The organism is Paenibacillus sp. FSL R7-277, from assembly GCF_000517965.1.
Classification (GTDB): Bacteria; Bacillota; Bacilli; order Paenibacillales; family Paenibacillaceae; genus Paenibacillus_AQ; species Paenibacillus_AQ silagei.
In genome coordinates this window covers 18,443-38,146 of sequence record NZ_ASPX01000067.1, presented here as the reverse complement: position 1 = coordinate 38,146, position 19,704 = coordinate 18,443, and the positions used below count along the sequence as shown (strand labels likewise).

The following is a 19,704-nucleotide window of genomic DNA, read 5'->3' as shown; positions in this document are numbered from 1 at the left end:
GAGTCCCGTTCGAGCCGGGCGGTGCTGTTCCTGCCTACGCAGGAGGGGCGCAGGTTCACGCCGGGCGGTGACGCGGAGGAGCCATGGGAGAAGACGCTGAGCGGCTGGCTGCAGGACAAGGCAGAAGGCTTAAGCAGTTATCGCTGCGGTATCGGCACCTCGGAATATCTCTGGGACATCCACACCAGCTATAACGAGGCGCGCAAAGCGCTGTCCATCTCCAGAAGACTCGGACAAGGCCCCGGCGGGATTACCCGCTACGAAGAGATGGAGGTCTATCATCTTCTGGAGGGGCTGAGCGGTCCGGGGTTCGAGAAGCTGTTCGAGCGCAAGCTGGGCAAGCTGCTGCAATATGACCAGGAGCATGACAGCAATATGCTGCTGACCTTCTATCATTATCTGGAGTGCCGGGGCAGTCTGATTGAGACGGCGAACAGCCTCTATATCCACCGCAACTCCGTCAAATACCGGCTGGAGCGGATTCGGGATATCACTGGCTTCGATCTGAATGATCCGCGCGAACAGTTCGTCTGCCATTTGTGCCTGATTTACTATTACCTCCAGGAAAAATAGGGCGCTTTGGAAGATTTCTGGAATGTCGTGTGAGTAAATCTAACATTCATAGTCCTTGATAGTGCACAATCGACAAACGGTTGTGCATTTTTTTAGCTGAACGGGACGTAGAGGGGCTGTGAAATTCTATGTAGAATTAGCTCAACACTTTAATAAGACACAGCATACACGTATTACCTGACATGAGAGCGGAATTCCGTCACAGAGGCACAGCAGTCGAAGTCGTAAGGGGGTTGATTCATTGTTTGCTTATACATTAAAAAGACTTGTGCAGATGATTCCAGCCTTGCTCGGCATTATCGTCATCACCTTCATTCTGTCGAGAGTCCTGCCGGGCGATCCTGCGATTATGCTGGCCGGAGAGCAGGCTCCGGAGGAGATTGTGAACAAGATCCGCCAGGATATGGGGCTGGACAAGCCGCTGTATATCCAGTTCTTCGCTTACATCGGGCAACTGCTGCAAGGCGATATCGGCTATGCCTATCACACCGGACATTCGGTCGCAAGCGACCTGGCTTCGCGCTTCCCGGCTACGATTGAGCTTACCCTGGCCAGCATCCTGATTGCAATTCTAATCGCCATTCCGGTAGGCATTGTGGCCGCTACCCGTAAGGAATCGCTGCTGGATCACATCTCGCGTGTATTTTCCCTGATAGGTGCTTGTGTGCCGATCTTCTGGCTCGGACTGATGTTCATCTATATTTTCTACTCCATTCTGGGCTGGGCACCGGCGCCGATGGGCCGGATCAGCGGGGATCTTAACCCGCCGGTGCATATCTCCGGGCTGTACGTGCTGGACAGTATACTCTCCGGCGACACCGCTGCACTTAAAAGCAGCCTCGCGCATCTCGTGCTCCCGGCGATCTGCCTCAGTACCGGTACGATGGCGATCATCGCCCGGATGACCCGCTCCAGCATGCTGGAGGTGGTCGATCAGGACTTCGTCCGCACCGCCCGGGCCAAGGGGCTGCGGGAATCGGCCGTCATCTACAAGCACGCACTGGTTAATGCGCTGATTCCCACGCTAACGGTGCTCGGACTCCAGTTCGGCTTCCTGATGGGCGGCGCGGTCATCACGGAGACGATCTTCTCCTGGCCGGGAATCGGCGGCTATGTCACCGACTCCATACTGGCAGCGGATTACGCGCCGATCCAGGCGTTCACCCTGGTCAGTGCCGTGCTCTACTGCGGAATTAACCTGGCGGTCGACCTGATCTACGGGTTCATTGACCCGAGAATCCGTTATGAATAGAACAGCTTGTGTGAGAGGAGGAGATTGCTTGTGAGCACTGCAGCACATTCAGCACAGGGCAGCCCGGCGAAGCCCGCACCGGCCAAGCCCCGGACCCTATTATCCCTGCTGCTGCACAACCGCCTGGCGGCCATCGGGCTGACCTTCATCCTGATCTGGACCGTGGTAGCCATTTTTGCCCCCTGGCTGGCTCCGCATGATCCGTTCGTCACAGATATGGCGAATAAGCTGCAGCCGCCCTCCGGCAGCCATTGGTTCGGAACCGACAACTTCGGCCGGGATATCCTCAGCCGGGTGCTGTACGGCGCACGGATCAGCATCTGGACCGGCCTGATCGCGGTCTCGATCTCCTTCCTGATCGGGATGCCGCTGGGCGGGATTGCCGCTTACTACGGTGGCCGGACCGGAACCATCATCATGCGGGTCATGGATGTATTGTTGTCCTTCCCGTCACTGGTATTGTCGATGGCGATTGCCGCCTCGATCGGCGCCGGACTCAGCAGCGCAATGATCGCCGTCGGCATTGTCGGCATCCCCGAATTCGCCCGGCTGATGTTCGGCCAGACGGTCTCGCTGCGGGAGAAGGAGTATATCGAAGCCAGCCGGGCCATTGGTGTGAAGGATAGAGTCATTCTGTACCGGCATATTCTGCCGAATGCTCTGGCGCCGCTAATGGTGCAGGCTACGCTCGGGATGGGCTTCGCCATCCTGACCGCGTCCAGTCTCAGCTTCCTGGGGCTGGGGGTCAGACCCCCGATTGCCGAATGGGGCGCGATGATCTCCGAAGGCCGGGAATATATCATTTCCGGGCAATGGTGGCTGGTTACTTTTCCAGGCCTCGGCATTGCCACCTCCATCTTAGGCTTCAATCTCCTCGGAGACGGCTTCCGGGATGTGCTTGATCCGCGGTTGCGTTCGGGGAAATGAGGCGAGCAGGGGAATCCCCCAAGGCCGCCCGTCCCGATAGAAATAGATAGATTAACGTCAGCTGGAGCGCAAGCGGCAGACAATCATCAGCAGCACAAGTAGTTGTTATGCAGGCAGGATATAGAAAAGGGAGGAATTATCGATGAAAAAAGTTAAACTGTTGTCCACACTCGTCGCTTTTTCAATCATGCTTGCCGGATGCGCCAGCAGCGCCAATCCGCAGACCCCTGCTGCCACTTCGGCAGGAACGGATACTGCAGCAACAGCAGCCCCGGTCAAAAAGAACCTGACGGTGGCCTATTCCGAGGGCGGCACCACGCTCGACCCGGCGGAAGCCAATGATCTGACCTCCGATACGCTTGTGCTGGCCGCTTATGATCAGCTGGTCACCTACGGCATCAAGACCGAGAATGGCGCCAGCATCGCCAATACCGAAGACATCAAGCCCATGCTCGCAGAGAGCTGGGAAGTGAATGCTGACAACACTGTGTATACGTTCAAGCTGAAATCCGGCGTGAGCTTCCAGAGCGGCAATCCGGTGGATGCCGAGGCGGTAGCGTACTCTTTTGAACGTGTGGCGAAGTCCAGCTCCGGCAGCTTCCTCTACGGCATGGCTTCAATTAAATCAGTGACGGTAAAAGACGCTTCGACCGTTGAAGTTACTCTGACTAATGCCAATCATAATTTCCTGCAGATTCTGGCGATGTACACCTTCTCCATCGTGGACCAGAAGACGGTAGAAGCACAGGGTGCAGACTACCTGAAGACGAATGCCGCCGGTTCCGGCCCGTTCAAGCTTACGAAGTGGGACCCGGCTACCGAAGCTGTTTTCACAGCTAATGACAGCTACTGGCAGGGTGCGCCAAGCCTCGGCAAGGTAACCCTGAAGTTCACCAAGGAAGCTTCGAACCGCGTGCTGCTGCTGGGTAAGGGCGATGTAGACATGGCGATTGAGATTCCTCCGAAGGATGTATCCACCCTGGAGAGCAATTCGGCGCTGACTGTCGCTTCCAATGCAAGTAACCGGATTCTGTTCTTCGCCATGAACAACAAAGTCAAGCCGTTCGACAATGTAAAAGTCCGTCAGGCGATCAACTATGCGATTCCCTACGATCAGCTGCTGAGCGGGGTGATGTACGGCCAGGCCAAGCAGATGAAGAGTGCAGTAGCCAGCAACACGCCGGGCTTCACCGATGCAGGCTATGTGTATGAGTACAATCTGGACAAGGCCAAGGCGCTGCTGAAGGAAGCAGGCTATGAGAAGGGCTTTGACTTCGACTTCACGCTGGGCTCCGGCTTCGATGACTGGGAAGATGATGCGGTCCTGATCCAGGCTGAGCTGGCCAAAATCGGAGTCAACATGAAGATCAACAAGCTGGCCCGCGCCCAGTTCCTGGAGCAGCAGAAGACCAATAATCTGACCTCTTATATCTCCAAATGGACTTCCTTCGTCAATGATCCCGGCTATCACCTCGGCTTCCTGCTGTACGGCAAGGGCTCTTCCAACTACATCAACTACCAGAATGCTGAAGTAGACAAGCTGTGGGAGCAGGCGAACCTGGAGACAGATACGGCGAAGCGCACAGAGCTCTACAAGCAGGCTCAGGAGATCATCACGACAGAAGCACCTTGGGCGTATCTCTACGAATACAACCGCATTGTGGGCATGAGCAACAAGATCAGCGGCTACGCCTTCTATCCAGACGAAGTCATCCGCTTCTATCCGCTGTCGATTACAGAATAAGCAGGTTTGGCTAAAAGAGAGCGGGCAGACCTTAGGCCTTGTCCCTCTTCTTTGTCACAAATTCACAGTTCCTCCTGCCAGCCGCAAGGCGTGCAGCCTGGAACACAAAGGAGAATTCGTAACCCATGACAGACTGGAAAAGCAAGGTGCTGGAGGCCATTGATGCCGGGCAGGAGGAACTGCTTGCGCTCTGCTCTCAGCTGATCCGTTACCCTTCGGAGAATCCGCCGGGCGATTCACGGGAGATCAGCGCTTATATTATTGGTTATCTGAAAGAAGCCGGGATCGATACGGCGATCTATCCGGCCACCGAAACCATGTTCAATCTGGTGTCCACACTGGGTGCAGGCGCGGAGGAGCGCACCGGCAAAAAGCTGATTTACTGCGGACATACCGATGTCGTTCCGGCGGGAGACCGCTCGCGCTGGGATTTCGATCCGTTCTGCGGCGATATCGTGGACGGCTATCTGCTGGGCAGAGGCGCTTCGGATATGAAAGCAGGCCTGGCCGGGTTAATCTACGTCACTGCACTGCTGTCGAAGCTGGGCGTTCCGCTAAAAGGAGATCTCTCCCTGCTGATCGTGCCAGATGAAGAGACTGGCGGTCATCTCGGGGTTCCCTGGGTGCTGGAGCGCGGCCTGATTACCGGAACCGCTGCTGTGATTGCCGAGCCTTCCGGCCCGCTGAACCCGACCATCGGGCAAAAGGGCAGCTGCTGGTTTGAATTCACCGTCGAAGGCACACCGGGTCACGGCAGCCTGTCGCCAGTGGTTGGAGACAGTGCTATTGTAAAGGCCGCCAAAGGGATTGAAGCCTTACAGCGGCTTTGGGACATTAAGGTTGAAGTGCCTGAGGAGGTCCAGGAGATCATTCGCATCTCGCAGGAGTATGTGAAAGGCAGCGAAGAAAGAGATTCACTTGCCTACCAGGTATTCGACCATGTGACGGTCAACATCGGAACGATCCAGGGCGGAACCAAGGTGAATGTGGTGGCGGACCGCTGCACCATTCAGGTCGATTCCCGCGTACCATTCGGGGTAGACTACCGGGATGTGCTGGACCGTGCCCGCTCCCTGCTGCTTGAAGCCGGCATTGAATCCGAGGTCAAGGGCTTCGGCTTCCAGGGCAATGCCAATTGGACCTCCAATGAGGAGCCGGTGGTCAAGGACCTGGTTGAGAGTATCTGTGAGGTGAGCGGGGAAGAAGCCTACGGTGTGCTGCAATGGGCCTCTAGCGACGCGCGCCATTTCCGCACTCATAACATTCCCGTTCTGCAATACGGCCCGGCCGAGCTGTCCACCATTCATAATTTCAACGAGAAAGCTCCTGTCTGGCAGATTATCCAGTGTGCGAAGGTGTATGCTTTAACGGCGCTGAAATATCTGGGTGTAGAAGAAGAGAAATAGTATTTAAAAGGATATTTTGTAGGGAGTTTTTTGGGGTCCCCGCAAAGTACCTGACTAATCATCGAAGCAAATACTTCACTTTGTGGGGTACTGGAGGGAGGGGCAATCATGACAGAACTGCTGGAAGTATCAGGGCTATGCACCGAATTTCAGACAGCGGCGGGTACAATCCGTGCGGTGGACGGCATCAGTCTGTCAGTGCGCAAGGGAGAGACACTGGGCATTGTAGGCGAATCGGGCTGCGGCAAAAGCATTACCTCACTCTCAATCATGCAGCTCTTGCCCAAACGGATCAGCCGGATTGCTTCCGGCCAGATCCGCTTCGAGGGCAAGGATATGCTGGAGATGTCGATGAATGAGGTGCGGAATATCCGGGGGAACCGGATTGCGATGATTTTTCAGGAGCCGATGACCTCGCTGAATCCGGTGTTCAAGATCGGCCGCCAGATCTCCGAATCCGCCCGTTACCATCTGAAGCTGAGCAAGAAGGAGGCGGCTGAGCGGGCGGTGGAGATGCTGCGCAAGGTAGGGATTCCCCGGCCGGAAAAGATTGCCCAGCAGTATGCCCATCAGCTCTCCGGCGGGATGCGGCAGCGGGTGATGATTGCAATGGCGATGGTCTGCAATCCTCAGCTGCTCATAGCCGATGAGCCGACGACAGCGCTGGATGTGACAATTCAGGCGCAGATCCTTGATCTGATGCGGGATCTGCAAAAGAACGAGGGCATGTCAATCCTGATGATCACGCATGATCTGGGGGTCGTTGCCGAGATGTGTGACCGGGTCGTCATCATGTACGCGGGTCAGATTGTCGAGGAGACAGATGTGGCTACCCTGTATAGCCAGCCGCTGCATCCGTATACTCAAGGGCTGCTGGCTTCCCTGCCTCAGCTGGCAGGGGATGAGGACCGCCTCAGCTCGATACCGGGCCAGGTGCCGAATCCGGCCAGCCTGCCGCCCGGCTGCCGGTTCGCACCGCGCTGTCCGGTAGCGGTGGACCGCTGCCGGGAGCAGCTCCCGGAGCTGCTTGAGGTGCAGCCGGGCCACACATGCCGCTGTATCCTGCAGCAGGAGGGGGTTCTATGACCACATTACTGGAAGTGCGCAATCTGAAGAAGCATTATCCGATCCGCAAGGGCTTCTTCTCTAAGCAGGTTGGTGCAGTCAAAGCCGTTGACGGCATAACCTTATCCGTAGAGCAGGGAGAGACGCTGGCAGTGGTCGGAGAATCCGGCTGCGGGAAATCGACCACCGGACGGGCCATTCTGCGGCTGATTGAGCCGACTGAAGGCGAGATTATGTTCGGCGGCACCGATGTGCGCAGCCTGAATACCGAGCAGCTACGCAAGTTCCGTACCGACATGCAAATGGTCTTCCAGGACCCTTACGCATCGCTCGACCCCCGCTGGACCGTCCAGCGCATTCTGGAGGAACCGCTCCGTACCCACGGATCGGCTCCCGCCGGCGAGCTGAAGAGCAGGGTCGAGCAACTGATGGAGGTGGTGGGTCTGTCCCCCTATCAGGCCCACCGTTTTCCCCATGAATTCTCCGGGGGCCAGCGGCAGCGGATCGGGATTGCCCGTGCGCTTGCGCTGAATCCGAAGTTCATTGTCTGCGATGAGCCGGTATCGGCACTGGATGTCTCCATCCAGGCCCAGGTGCTGAATCTGATGCAGGATCTGCAGGAGCAATACGGCCTGACTTATATGTTTATCTCGCATGACCTGTCGGTTGTGAAGTTCATCAGCGACCGGGTGGCCGTCATGTATCTGGGGCGGATTGTCGAGCTGGCGCCGACGAAGGCACTCTTCGCGAAGCCGCTGCATCCGTATACCCAGGCGCTGATGTCTGCCGTTCCGGTACCGAATCCGGGCCTGAAAAAGCAGCGCATCGTCCTGACGGGGGATGTTCCGAACCCTGAGACTCCGCCCACAGGCTGTGCCTTCCACCCCCGCTGTCCGCATGCGATGGACCGCTGCAAGTCGGAAGCGCCGGTGCTGCGGGAGCTGGACTCAGGCCATCAGGTGGCCTGTCATTTGTATTAAGCATATGTGCAGTGTGAGGAGGGGCCATCCGGCAGCGGGTGGCCTTTTGCTTTTGCTGGATGCGAAAAACCGAACATAATGAGCCGGAGTGAAGGCCGTGAGCCAAATGTATGCGGAAAACCGAACACAATTGGCTGGCGCGAAGACCGCAGGCCAAATGTATGCGGTAAACAGCATACATTGTACTCGCACGGAGGTAATCCTAGCCATCCGTTCAAACCTTTTCACAGGCTGCCCCCTAGCCCACCCTGGACCGCACTGCCACTTTAGCCCTATTTATTACCCGGATGGGACAACGTCCCCCGTCTAGGCAGAATGACTTATTTTTGCAGAGTTTTCTCCGTTGTTAAGTGAATATTCTTTCAGAAATAACGCTGAAATATTTCATTGAAATTTGAAAAGAAAAATAAACCCTTCTATAATTGTATTAAATTAAAACTGATTTGGGAGGAGATGGGAGGATAACGTGAACAAACCACGACAATTATGGATTGATGCCGCCAAGGGATTCAGTATTATTTTTGTAGTAATGGGCCACTCCGGCGATGCGGCAGCGAATCATTATCTGTCCTGGTTCCGGATGCCTTTGTTCTTCATGCTTAGCGGACTTGTATTTAAGCCGGTTGAACCCGGGCGGTATTTGGGCTGGGCGGTCAAACGGACCAAGGGGCTGATGACTCCCTATTTTGCCTACGGACTCCTGATTGCTTCCGTGCTGCTGCTGTTCAACTTCAGTATACGAGGGTTCGCCGAGAATGTAGCGAGACTGCTCTACGGGGGATTGTCGCTCACGGGCCCTTACGGGGTGTTCTGGTTCATCACCTGCCTGCTGTTCACACAGCTGCTCTTCGGATACATTGTCCGTTATTCCCGCCGCACGCAATTTCTCCTGATCGCTTCTGCTTATCTCCTGTCACATCTCATCTCCCTGACCGCGCTCAGGAACTTCAATCTTCCCTGGAATGCAGATGTGTCCCTGCTCGCCATTACTTATTATGCGATCGGATTCTACGGCAAACAGGTGATCCCTGCGCTCATCCGCCGCTATTCGGCGCTGCCGGTGCTGCTTCCGTTATGTGCTCTTGTGCTGCTGCTGGAGCGGACCGGTGTCCTTCAATACAGCCTGAATATGAAATACAAGGAGTATACTTCGCTGCTGCTCGATCTGGCCGTGCCACTGCTTATCTCATTGACTATCTGCGCCGCTGTGTACCTTCTCTCGAAGCTTGTTCCGCTGGACTGGATGGGCAGCCTGGGACGTAACTCCATTGCGATCATGTACCTGCATTTGCCTTTGAATTACGGGCTCAAATATCTCCTCGGGACGGATTACGGGCTGTTGCCCTTTACGCTGATCGGAGTGGGGGTGCCGCTGCTGGCCGCCAATTGGGCGGTGCGTTCTCCTCTATTGTCCAGACTGTATCTCGGGCATAAGGGCGGCAGCCGTCCGGCAGTGAATTATAGCAACGCACGATAATAAATAGGTGGACTAGTAATAGAAATGCACAAGCTCTTTTTCATATCTTTCATATACTTTAGTAGAATATGAAAAGGAGTGATAACGCATGGCCAAAACACTTTTGGATTATAACGCATCCGTAGTTACACCTATTACTAACGGGGTCTCCATCCCTGTTCCTATTTCTCCGGCTGGTATACAGATTGCAGGAACATCGGTGTATATCGATCCCGCAGTTCCAGGACATTTCCCCAATAAGGTGGAACTGAAAGCCACCATCGGCGTGGATGTTACTCTGGATACGCCCAATGTGCTGGTCCGCATCTGGCGGGCAGGTACCGAAATCTTCTATGCACGGGTAGAGCTGGAGGAGAATTTCAATGACGATGGTATTATCTCGCTGCATATGGTAGATATCAACGTCCCGGCCGGTGTCCAGAACTATCAGCTGATTGTAGAGAACCAGGATGTCGGCTCCGTTGCCACAGTGGTGGGACCTGTTATTTTCAGCGCTTTGGCTATCGGCGGCTAAGCTATTCATAGCAGTACCGGAAAGGGGCTTTCTCAAGTATCTGTGAAGATACCGGGGGAGGCTCTTTTTTTTGTGCGTGAAATGGAATAATTTCCTGCCTTTCTGACGAAACTGGAACACAGTACCTGTGAAATGAAGGTTAAGTTCAGGAGGGGAACCATTGTGAGGAAAATTCGTTATGTAACGCTTGTGCTGTGCATTGCTGTATCGGTTCTGGGAGGCGCTACCGGAGCCTGGGCCGAGGAAAAAGCCAAAGGCACCGCAAATTCCGGCAATGCCGGAGGGGCGGCTGCGGAGCTGGCGCCGGGGGCGCGTTCTGCCATTCTGATGGATGCCAGCACGGGCACGGTCATCTATGAGAAGAACAGCCATGATAAACTTCCGCCGGCCAGTATTACCAAGATTATGACCATGCTGCTGACGGTGGAGGCGCTGGACGAGGGCAAACTGCAGCTGACCGACAAGGTGCGGACCAGCGAGTATGCGGCATCGATGGGCGGTTCACAGATTTTTCTGGAGCCGGGTGAGGAAATGACGGTTGACGATATGCTGAAAGGCATCGCGATGGCCTCCGGCAATGATGCTTCCGTAGCTATGGCGGAGAAAATCGCCGGCTCGGAGAGCGCCTTCGTCGATCTCATGAACCAGAAGGCGCAGGACCTGGGCCTGAAGGATACTCATTTCGCCAACTGCAACGGCCTGCCGGCTGCGAATCATTATTCCTCCGCGCATGATATTGCCGTCATTAGCCGGGAGCTGCTGAAGCATGAGCAGATTATCAAATACACCGGCTCTTATCAGGATTACCTGCGCAAGGATTCCACCAAGCCGTTCTGGCTGGTCAACACCAACAAGCTGGTGCGGTTCTACACGGGCGCTGACGGGCTGAAGACGGGATATACGTCCGAAGCGAAATTCTGCCTGTCGGCGACGGCGGCCAGAGACGGCCTGCGCGCGGTAGCGGTGGTGCTGGGCGAGCCGAACACCAAGACCCGCAACAGCGAGGTCTCGGCGATGTTCGACTACCTCTTTTCCCAATATAAATTGCATACGATTCACAAGGAAGGCGACACCATCGGCACGGTGAGGATTGAGAAGGGCGTGAAGTCGCAGCTGCCGCTTGTGGCGAAGGAAGACTATAGTGTCCTGCTCCGCAAAGGAGTAACCCAGGAGGGTATCCGCCATGAGCTGGTGCTGAATGAGCAGGTGAAGGCTCCGGTGGCCGAAGGCCAGACGGTCGGCAAGCTGGTAGTCTACCAGGGGAACGATGTATTGAAGGAATACGAATTGAAGGCAGGCGAAACGGTAGCCAAGGCGGGCTGGTGGAAGCTGTTCAAGCGGGCAACAGGCGCTATGTTTACGAATGATTAATTTCTTGCATTTTGTAGATTGAACCAGGGGCTTTGTGTAAGTTCTTAGGGGTTTTCTTCTAGTTTTGTCGTGAGGCAGGAATCCTCAATTGCGGTGTAGAAACCTTGTCCTTGTAGGGGAAAGAAATAGTTACAGGGCGGTTGTCCAAGCAACGAAGAGGAGAGTGGCAAGCATGAATTCTCATGTGGAGATGGAGCATCACCGGGGTGTGCTGATTGTCCGGTTGTCCGGGGAACTGGACCATCACGCAGCCGATTATGTACGTATGGATATGGATGAAGCGATTATGCGGGGCCAGGTGGAGCATCTGATCCTGAGTCTGAAGGAGCTGCAGTTCATGGACAGCTCGGGTCTCGGAGTGATTCTGGGGCGGTACAAGCTGATCCGCAGTAAGGGCGGCAAAATGGCAGTCTGCGATGCCACAGCGCCTGTGAAGCGCCTGCTGGAAATGTCGGGCCTGTTCAAAATCATGCCCCTATATGACGACGAGAGCGCTGCACTCTCGGATTTGGAGGTCGCGTTATGACTAGTAGCGAAGCTCGTAACTTCATGAGTGTCCAGTTTGCTGCGCTGTCGGAGAATGAATCGTTCGCGCGTGTGGTAGTGGCTGCCTTTGTCTCCCGGCTCGACCCGACGATGGAGGAGCTGAATGACTTGAAGACGGTAGTCTCGGAGGCTGTCACCAATTGTATTATTCACGGTTATGACAGTGATCCCGCAGGTGTTGTCAGCATATCCGCTTCCCTTGAGAATGAGACCGTGCATCTGACCATTGAGGATAAGGGCCGGGGCATTGAGGATCTGGAGCTGGCCCAGCAGCCGCTGTATACCTCGAAGCCGGAGCTGGAGCGGTCAGGTATGGGCTTCACCATTATGGAGAATTTCATGGATGAATTCGAGGTTATCAGCGAACCGGGACGCGGAACCTCAATCTCCATGAAGAAAACCATCGTCTCGAAAAAAGCTTTATACAATTAGGGGTTGGAGCCATGGATGCAGAATCAAAAAAAGCTCCGCCGACCTATTTGGACGATGCGGAGGTCAAACGTCTAATCGCGCTCAGTCAAGCCGGGGACCATACGGCCCGCGACACGCTGGTCAACTGCAATATCCGCCTCGTCTGGTCGGTGGTGCAGCGGTTTATGAACCGCGGATATGAACCGGATGATTTGTTCCAGATCGGCTGTATCGGACTGCTGAAGTCCGTTGATAAATTCGACCTCAGCTATGAGGTCAAGTTCTCCACCTATGCGGTGCCGATGATTATCGGCGAGATCCAGCGGTTCCTCCGCGATGACGGCACGCTCAAGGTCAGCCGCTCGCTGAAGGAGATGGCCAACAAGGTGCGCAAGATGAAGGATGAGATGTCCAAAACGCTCGACCGCCTCCCGACCATCGGTGAAGTGGCCGAAGCGCTGGGCGTCACGCCCGAAGAAATCGTCTTCGCCCAGGAAGCCAACAAGCCGCCGACTTCGATCCACGAGACCGTCTTCGAGAACGACGGCGATCCGATCACACTGATCGACCAGATCGCCGACGAGTCGCAGGAGCGCTGGTTCGACAAGCTGGCCTTGAACGAGGCCATCGGTGCGCTAACCGAGCGCGAGCGTCTGATCGTGTATCTGCGCTATTACCGCGATCAGACCCAGTCGGAAGTCGCAAGCCGCCTCGGCATCTCGCAGGTGCAGGTGTCGAGGCTGGAGAAGAAGATCCTCGCGAACATCCGCGAGCAGATTGCGCAGTAGCGGTGGAAGTTACAGCGCGTCTCGGCTGATACTGCCGCAGCTCAGTAAGTTCGATACAGCAGTCGGGTTAGCTGTGGTGCTTAGCAAGAGTTAAGTATGTGATGTACAGTGACGGGTGCAAGGGGGCCGCCCCCTAGAGGGGCGGCTTTTTGCGTGCGCTCAAAGTGAGACCATGCACCCCACTGCCGATTATTGTACTAACGGGACTCAGCCCCCCGATGGTCTAGCGCACGGTTATACCAGCGGCTTCACATATGCTAAACTAGGCTAAACTCGTAACAATCGATGATTTTGAATACTAACAACAATGCAAAATGACTATGGAGGGCTAAACTCAATGGATTATGCGAAGCTCAGCAAAGAGGTCTCCTACGCCCTGCGTCACGCGCCGTGGGAATATGAACTGGAATTGGATGAACAGGGGTGGGTGGATATTGAACAGCTGCTCCACTCGCTGCATCAGGACAAGAAGTGGGACACAGTCGGTGCAGAGGATCTGGACAAAATGATCGCAGCATCGGATAAGCAGCGGCATGAGCTTGCGGAGGGCAGAATAAGGGCGCTATATGGTCACTCGGTCCCGCAAAAAATAATCAAGCAGGCTGAAACGCCGCCCCCTATTCTGTACCACGGTACAGCCAGGCAATGGGTGGAGACGATTCTGCACGAAGGACTGAAACCGATGAAGAGGCAGTATGTTCATTTCTCGGTGGATACGGATACAGCCAAGCTGGTGGGAGGACGCAAGGATTCAAGTCCTGTAATCTTAGCCATAGATGCCGGGCGGGCCGCACAGGAAGGAATTAAGTTTTACCACGGAAATCATAATATCTGGCTCGCGGACTATATTCCGCCCGAATTCATTACTGACTTGTAGCCTACGCTAACCAGCCACAGCCAACCATAACAAAAAGCGCCCCAGGCCAGCCGGTTCGCGGCTCGCGGGACGCTTTTATCTTTTACCATATGTTCACAAATCTCTTCTTAGGGCGCTACAATCGCACCTGTTGAAATCATATAATTACCGGGTGCAAAATAGTTCCCGGCGTCTTCGCCGGATAAGGTGTAGACCACAGTGATGAGTTTGCCGCTGCCGACAGCAGCATCGTTGTAGGTTGCTGTTGCACTGACGGTAACATCATCGCCAGGAATGACTCCGGTCAGAGTACCCGGGGTGATCTGGACCGATGTATTTCCATCGTAGGTCTTGGATTCTGTGATCACTGGTGCTGTAATGTCCAACTGCAAGGCAGTGATTATACCTGTGCTTATGGTATAGGTGACTGGCGGATCGTAGTTGCCTGCGTCTATACCTGTTAAGGTGTAGGAGATGGTGATGATTTTGTTCACACCCACGTTAGGAGTGTCATAGGTTCCGGCAGCATGCACGGTCACATCATCTCCTTCATAATTTCCCGTTACCGTACCGACAATCACTGCCGCTGCGGTAGTTCCGTCATAGACTCTGGAGCGTGTGATCTGATCCCGGTCAATCTCGCCATTGGTGGTGATGTAGCTCACAGGTGCAATATAGTTGCCTGCATCTGCTCCGCTAAGTGTATAGACTACAGTTATGGTCTTGTTCGTCCCAATGGATGATGTGTCATAGTTGGCAACGGCGCTCACAGTGACATTTTCCCCGGGAACTACCCCAATAAGCTGTCCGGGAGTCACCGCCGCTGCCGTGGTTCCGTCCTTGAACTTCGCCAAGGTCAAATTCGGAGCTTCGATGGTTAATGGATGGAGTGCGATGCTGCCCGTATTCACGATATAGGGAGCGGGTGCAAGATAGCTGACTGCTTGTGCTCCGCTTAATGTGTAGGTAACGGTTATAGTCTTGTTCACCCCAAGCGCTGCACTGTTGTAGGTAGCAGAGGCCAGCACTTCAACATCGTCACCGCTAAGCACACCGGTCAGCGAATTTGCGGTTACTGCTGCTGAGGCAGTGCCGTCATAGGTTTTGGACTCCGTCAAGGAGGCGGGAAGCCCTATAGTCAGTTCAATCGCTCTAACCTCAATCGTGCTGGAAGGGGCCGAGATATTGCCGGAGCCATCTACAGCATACACAATATAATGACCGGCAGGCAGACCCTGCGTATTCAGCGGGGAATAGACGGAGGCGGTTACCGCCAGCTTTTTACCCAGAGCGGCATGAACAGAATCTTCCAGACCCGTTGTCGTTACGGCCACTGTGGAGGGGACCAGATACAAATAACCCGCTTCGTTGCTTGTTCCGTATACATTATCTCCTACAGTAACCGCTCCAAGGGTCACACTGGTAAGTAGAGGGGCTGACGTATCACCCGGATCAGGAGTAGGTGCTGGTGTAGGCGTAGGTGTGACTGTAGGCGTCGGCGTAGTTGCAGGTGTAGGTGTTGGTATATCTGTAGGTACTGGTGCAGCTGTAGGCGCAGCCGTTGGATCGGAAGGGACATAGGTGCTCCGGACAGGCGTAGGTGTAGCAGTTGGTGTGGCAGTTGGACTAGCTGCTGGAGAGATGGTTGCTGAAGGGGTGCCTCCACCATTTCCAGGAGTATTGGCCGGAGCCTCCTCAATAGCTTTGGTCCGTGTTAAGGATACTACTGCTTCCGCACGGGTAATTTCCCTGCCGGGCTTGAAGCTGTTATCATCGGAATACCCTTTCATGATTCCTGCTGCGGCTACGGCATTTACCGAATTCACAGCCCAGGCGGCAATATCCTTGGAATCGCTGAAAAGAGCGCCGGTCTGCGCTGCATCCAGCTTCAATAACCGGTTGATGATCACTGCGGCTTCCTGTCTGCTGATCGTCTTGCCGGTACCGATGGTACCATCTGAATATCCGCTGATATATCCGGCTTTCACGGCTTTGGCAACCTCGGTGTAGGCCCAGTTGCTTGTAGAGAGATCCTTATAGGCAACAGGTGCTGTCTCGGTGAATCCGAAGGAGCGGTTGATGAGCGCCATGAACTCTGATCTTTTCAGACTATTGTCCGGTTTGAAGCTGCCGTCGGCGTATCCCTGAATGAGCCCTTTGTCAACCCAGTCGGTAACTTCATTCTGTGCCCAGTGGCCTGTGATTCCAGTTAATTGAGGAGCTGCTGCGCCAAAAGCTGTTCCGGCAGAAGAATATAGTGCAGTTACTATCATTAGTGTAGAGAGAAAAAGCTTGCCCGGTGTATGGTTCAATGTTTTGCCTCCTGAAAGTGTATTATCTTCGCTGACATAGGCCGTGGGTATCACTTAATATCCTCCGGGCAACAGTTTTGGCCTCCGAGCTTGGCTAAATGAAATAATAGTAACACATATCATTCGAAATTGATTTAAATAAATATAATCATTGCAAATTTAATTTACCAAAATATAAATCTAACACTGGTCAATACATTCTGCACCCTCTTTGTAACCTTTTCCTCCCGGACCGGCACTTATCATTAGAACACGATAAAAATACAGAAATGAGGTTTGCAGACGTATGCTGCATTGGATTGAAAAGGCGCAGAAGGGCGATGCCGAAGCCTTCCGGGAGCTTAGCGGGCATGTGCGGGGGATGGCTTACGTAGTGGCCTACGATATGCTCGGGGATGTGCAGCTTGCGGAAGACGCGGTACAGGAAGCCTTGCTGGAGGCATATATGAATCTTGCCAGCCTGCAGGAGCCTGCGGCGTTTCCGGGATGGTTCAAAACCATTGTGGTCAGACAGTGTCACCGGCTGCTGCGGCGTAAGCGTCAAGCCCTGCTGCCTCTAGAGGCGGCGGTGCATGTCGCGGGCTCTTCTCCAGGGGTTGCGGAGATTGCCGAACATAGAGAATGGACGCAGGTGCTCCACAGGTCAGTGTCGGAATTGTCTGCCAAGCTGCGGGTACCGCTGCAATTGTTCTACTTCTACGGGTACTCGCTTCAGGAGATTTCCGTGTATCTGGGCCTTTCCGTTGCTACGCTGAAGAAAAGGCTGTATGACGGCAGACGCAAGCTGAAGGGGGCATTGCCTGTTGTCGATCTGGCGGCTGCATTTCATTTGTTACATGAGGGAGGACAGCGAATGCTGCATATTGTGAATGGTGACACGGTGGGAGATAAGCTGAAGCAGGGGATTGTCCAGGGGGAGGTGCTGGTGTGGAGAGAGATCTATTCGGCTGGACCGATATTCATAGATCCGTCGGCAGAGCAGAATCAGCAGCTGCGGGCTGAGGTGCTGCAGGCCACGATGGGCATTCCGGCGGCTGAATATATGGCAGGCTGTGCGGAGCAGGAGCGGAGGATTAGCGGATTCCGCCAGTATGATGAGGTGGTGCTGTGGTTCGAGCATGATCTGTTCGACCAGAGTATGCTGGCCTATCTATTACACTGGTTCAATGGGCAAAAGCTGGGCAACACGAAGCTGAGCCTGCTCTGCATCGGAGAATTCCCCGGGATTGAGCTGTTCCATGGTCTGGGACAGCTGACGGAAGCTCAGCTGAGTACCCTGCCGGGAACCTGGCGGACTATCGGCCGCAAGGAGCTGCAGCTGGGAAGCCTGCTGTGGGAGGCCTATGCCGCTTCCGATCCCCGGAAGCTCGCGGACCTGCTTGCGGCGAAGCGGGAGGAACTGGCGGGGGGCGCACTTGCTTTTGCCTATGACGCCTTCATGGCCCATCTGTCCCGCCTGCCTTCCGTAGAGAATGGTCTCGGGATCGTCGAACAGACCACCCTTCAAGCCGTGGCTAATGGAATGGACACGCCGCTTAAGCTGTTCCGGCAGGTGACGGATGAGCTGCACCGGCTTGGCATGGGCGATACGGAATATTGGAAGATCCTGCGCACACTGACGGCCGGGACGAAACCTCTGCTTGAGATCGATGGTGTAGCAGAGCTAACAGATTACAGGGAAGTACCGGAATTCCTGAATCGCAGCGTTACGCTGACTGCATGGGGAGAGCAGGTGTTGGCCGGAGCAGCTGACCGGCTACAGCTGCAAAGTATCGATGAATGGTACGGCGGTTTGCATCTGGAGGGGCATGACGCCCTCTGGCGCTGGGACCGTGCTGCGGAACGGCCGGTACAGTACCCGCCATCCGCGCGGATGGAATAGAATGTAACCAGGAGGTTTCCCTGCTAAGCTGAACGCTTGGCGGGTGAACCTCTTTTTTATGCCTATATAGTATAATGAATACTCCAGGTCAAGACAGTTACAAGTGAAGAAGGAGGAGAGCGGCATCAGAACATTAGTGATCAGTGACATTCACGGCTGTATAGAGGAATTCAGCCTGCTGCTCCGCCGGGCGGAGTATAACCCATCCAAGGATCAATTGATCCTGCTGGGCGATTATGTAGACAGAGGGCCGGACAGCAGAGCGGTCGTGGAGCAGGTGAAGCGGCTTGCTGAAGCAGAGGGGGTTATTGTGCTGCGGGGCAACCATGATCAGATGGCCTGTGATGCGCTGGCGGGAGAGGATGATAAGCGGGATACCCACTGGATTACGAATGGGGGCTTCCATACTTTGCTGAGCTATTGCGGAGGCCGGGATTCGGTGCTGCTGCACCCGGATTCAGGCTGGAGGGATTATACGGAGATGAAGCGGTTCATGCGTACGGAGTATAAGGAGCATCTGGATTTCCTGGGCTCGCTGCCCTACTACTATGAGACGGAGACCCATCTGTTCGTTCATGCGGGCATTGATCCTTCCCTTGCCGACTGGCGGACCCAGCGGGAGTATGATTTTATCTGGATTCGGGAGCCTTTCTACAATCATCCTGTTACTTCTACGGAGAAGACGGTCGTCTTCGGCCATACCTCTACGGTAGATCTGCAGGACGGCGCAGGAGTCTGGTTCAGTCCGCTGGGCGACAAAATTGGCATCGACGGCGGCTGCGTGTACGGGGAGCAGTTGAACTGCCTTGAGATTAGCGAAGCAGGATACAAGACCTATGCTGTCAAGCTGGGGGAGCGGGAGTAACAAGAGCTGCGAGCAGACGGGATGAAAACTAACTCCTAATTGGTTATAATTGGAATATCAAATCCGAGAGTTCAGGAGGCAGAGATGTCGAGTTCACTCTTAACGAAGAACGCGTTAGCCCGGTCGCTGAAGAAGCTTATGCTCACAAGGCCGCTGAACAAAATAACGATCCAGCAGCTCACAGCGGATTGCGGGGTGACCCGCCATACGTTTTATAATCATTTTCAGGATATCTATGAGCTGCTCGGCTGGATCTACAAGTCAGAAGTGATTGAAGGACTGGACAAATACTGCTGCTGGGCGGGCTGGAAGCAAGGATTCTTAAGCGTCCTGCGTTACACCGTAAATAACAAAACCATCTGTCTGAATACCTTCCATTCGCTGGGACGTGAGCATCTGGAGCAATTCCTGTACGGGGTAATTTACCGCGTCATGATCAGCGTAGTGGAGGAGCTGGACGGGCAGGCGTGGCCGGGACAGGAGCAGATTCCGGAGCCTGTGAGAATGCAGGCCAGACTCGATATAGCCGATTTCTACACGCTGGCCATCCTTGAACAGGTGATCCACTGGCTCAGAGCCGGGGCGAATACAGATCCGGCCGGAGTGGTGGACAAGGTATCACGGATTATGGACGGATGCATTGCCCGGGGGCTTGAGCATTATCAGTCTGCAGTTCATCCGGTGAAGTCATGACACAATATCGGGCGGATGTGTAATCCCTAGACAGTTGCGTCC

At 54.7% G+C, this 19,704-nt stretch carries 18 protein-coding genes; 17 read left to right on the top strand and 1 reads right to left on the bottom strand.

Annotated elements, in window-relative coordinates; genetic code table 11:
- The 14 genes from C173_RS19210 to C173_RS19145 form a co-directional block, all read left to right on the top strand.
- Positions 1–573, top strand: a 573-nt coding sequence (locus C173_RS19210) for a PucR family transcriptional regulator (protein WP_036727490.1), incomplete at its 5' end; no start/stop codon positions are given.
- A 241-nt stretch (positions 574–814) separates the two neighbouring features.
- Positions 815–1,825 (top strand): ABC transporter permease, encoded by a 1,011-nt coding sequence (locus tag C173_RS19205; protein WP_200869572.1) that lies wholly within the window; start codon positions 815–817, stop codon positions 1,823–1,825.
- Positions 1,826–1,855: 30 nt separating this feature from the next.
- Entirely contained in the window at positions 1,856–2,752 is an 897-nt protein-coding gene (locus C173_RS19200) for an ABC transporter permease (RefSeq protein WP_036727473.1), read from the top strand.
- A 142-nt stretch (positions 2,753–2,894) separates the two neighbouring features.
- On the top strand, positions 2,895–4,496 hold the full coding sequence (locus C173_RS19195) for an ABC transporter substrate-binding protein (protein WP_036727471.1): 1,602 nt from the start codon (positions 2,895–2,897) through the stop codon (positions 4,494–4,496).
- A 125-nt stretch (positions 4,497–4,621) separates the two neighbouring features.
- A complete protein-coding gene (locus C173_RS19190; protein WP_036727469.1) occupies positions 4,622–5,902 on the top strand; it encodes a M20 family metallopeptidase in 1,281 nt (426 codons plus the stop codon).
- A 108-nt stretch (positions 5,903–6,010) separates the two neighbouring features.
- Positions 6,011–6,988, top strand: coding sequence for an ABC transporter ATP-binding protein (locus C173_RS19185; RefSeq protein ID WP_036727467.1), 978 nt, complete (start codon positions 6,011–6,013; stop codon positions 6,986–6,988).
- On the top strand, positions 6,985–7,947 hold the full coding sequence (locus C173_RS19180; protein ID WP_036727466.1) for an ABC transporter ATP-binding protein: 963 nt from the start codon (positions 6,985–6,987) through the stop codon (positions 7,945–7,947). The genes C173_RS19185 and C173_RS19180 overlap by 4 nt, the downstream gene beginning before the upstream one ends.
- A gap of 466 nt (positions 7,948–8,413) precedes the next feature.
- Positions 8,414–9,424, top strand: a complete 1,011-nt coding sequence (locus C173_RS19175) for an acyltransferase family protein (RefSeq protein WP_036727464.1) — start codon at positions 8,414–8,416, stop codon at positions 9,422–9,424.
- Between the two features lie 88 nt (positions 9,425–9,512).
- Entirely contained in the window at positions 9,513–9,938 is a 426-nt protein-coding gene (locus tag C173_RS19170; RefSeq protein WP_051478179.1) for a hypothetical protein, read from the top strand.
- Between the two features lie 132 nt (positions 9,939–10,070).
- Complete coding sequence (locus C173_RS19165) at positions 10,071–11,309, top strand: D-alanyl-D-alanine carboxypeptidase family protein (protein ID WP_081751241.1); 1,239 nt, start codon at positions 10,071–10,073, stop codon at positions 11,307–11,309.
- A 172-nt stretch (positions 11,310–11,481) separates the two neighbouring features.
- Entirely contained in the window at positions 11,482–11,835 is a 354-nt protein-coding gene (spoIIAA, locus tag C173_RS19160; RefSeq protein WP_036727462.1) for an anti-sigma F factor antagonist, read from the top strand.
- On the top strand, positions 11,832–12,287 hold the full coding sequence (gene spoIIAB / locus C173_RS19155; protein ID WP_036727460.1) for an anti-sigma F factor: 456 nt from the start codon (positions 11,832–11,834) through the stop codon (positions 12,285–12,287). Before spoIIAA ends, spoIIAB begins: the two co-directional genes overlap by 4 nt.
- A gap of 11 nt (positions 12,288–12,298) precedes the next feature.
- A complete protein-coding gene (sigF, locus tag C173_RS19150) occupies positions 12,299–13,054 on the top strand; it encodes an RNA polymerase sporulation sigma factor SigF (RefSeq protein ID WP_036727459.1) in 756 nt (251 codons plus the stop codon).
- A 337-nt stretch (positions 13,055–13,391) separates the two neighbouring features.
- Entirely contained in the window at positions 13,392–13,931 is a 540-nt protein-coding gene (locus C173_RS19145; RefSeq protein WP_036727456.1) for an RNA 2'-phosphotransferase, read from the top strand.
- 107 nt (positions 13,932–14,038) lie between these two features.
- Here the strand turns inward: C173_RS19145 and C173_RS32950 are convergent, their stop codons facing one another.
- On the bottom strand, positions 14,039–16,222 hold the full coding sequence (locus C173_RS32950) for a YDG domain-containing protein (RefSeq protein ID WP_051478178.1): 2,184 nt from the start codon (positions 16,220–16,222) through the stop codon (positions 14,039–14,041).
- A gap of 286 nt (positions 16,223–16,508) precedes the next feature.
- Between C173_RS32950 and C173_RS19135 the strand changes: the two genes are divergently transcribed.
- The 3 genes from C173_RS19135 to C173_RS19125 all read left to right on the top strand — a co-directional run bounded on the left by C173_RS19135 (position 16,509) and on the right by C173_RS19125 (position 19,662).
- Positions 16,509–18,104, top strand: coding sequence for a sigma-70 family RNA polymerase sigma factor (locus C173_RS19135; protein WP_036727454.1), 1,596 nt, complete (start codon positions 16,509–16,511; stop codon positions 18,102–18,104).
- Between the two features lie 136 nt (positions 18,105–18,240).
- Positions 18,241–18,969 (top strand): metallophosphoesterase family protein, encoded by a 729-nt coding sequence (locus tag C173_RS19130; protein WP_235191951.1) that lies wholly within the window; start codon positions 18,241–18,243, stop codon positions 18,967–18,969.
- 84 nt (positions 18,970–19,053) lie between these two features.
- Positions 19,054–19,662 (top strand): TetR/AcrR family transcriptional regulator C-terminal domain-containing protein, encoded by a 609-nt coding sequence (locus tag C173_RS19125; protein ID WP_036727452.1) that lies wholly within the window; start codon positions 19,054–19,056, stop codon positions 19,660–19,662.
- Positions 19,663–19,704: the final 42 nt, after the last annotated feature.

Excerpts from the sequence above, each read along its gene's own strand:
- C173_RS19195 (WP_036727471.1), top strand. The coding sequence starts at position 2,895 with ATGAAAAAAGTTAAACTGTTGTCCACACTCGTCGCTTTTTCAATCATG.
- C173_RS19190 (WP_036727469.1), top strand. The coding sequence starts at position 4,622 with ATGACAGACTGGAAAAGCAAGGTGCTGGAGGCCATTGATGCCGGGCAG.
- C173_RS19185 (WP_036727467.1), top strand. The coding sequence starts at position 6,011 with ATGACAGAACTGCTGGAAGTATCAGGGCTATGCACCGAATTTCAGACA.
- C173_RS19180 (WP_036727466.1), top strand. The coding sequence starts at position 6,985 with ATGACCACATTACTGGAAGTGCGCAATCTGAAGAAGCATTATCCGATC.
- C173_RS19170 (WP_051478179.1), top strand. The coding sequence starts at position 9,513 with ATGGCCAAAACACTTTTGGATTATAACGCATCCGTAGTTACACCTATT.
- C173_RS19165 (WP_081751241.1), top strand. The coding sequence starts at position 10,071 with ATGAAGGTTAAGTTCAGGAGGGGAACCATTGTGAGGAAAATTCGTTAT.
- spoIIAA (WP_036727462.1), top strand. The coding sequence starts at position 11,482 with ATGAATTCTCATGTGGAGATGGAGCATCACCGGGGTGTGCTGATTGTC.
- spoIIAB (WP_036727460.1), top strand. The coding sequence starts at position 11,832 with ATGACTAGTAGCGAAGCTCGTAACTTCATGAGTGTCCAGTTTGCTGCG.
- sigF (WP_036727459.1), top strand. The coding sequence starts at position 12,299 with ATGGATGCAGAATCAAAAAAAGCTCCGCCGACCTATTTGGACGATGCG.
- C173_RS19145 (WP_036727456.1), top strand. The coding sequence starts at position 13,392 with ATGGATTATGCGAAGCTCAGCAAAGAGGTCTCCTACGCCCTGCGTCAC.
- C173_RS19135 (WP_036727454.1), top strand. The coding sequence starts at position 16,509 with ATGCTGCATTGGATTGAAAAGGCGCAGAAGGGCGATGCCGAAGCCTTC.
- C173_RS19125 (WP_036727452.1), top strand. The coding sequence starts at position 19,054 with ATGTCGAGTTCACTCTTAACGAAGAACGCGTTAGCCCGGTCGCTGAAG.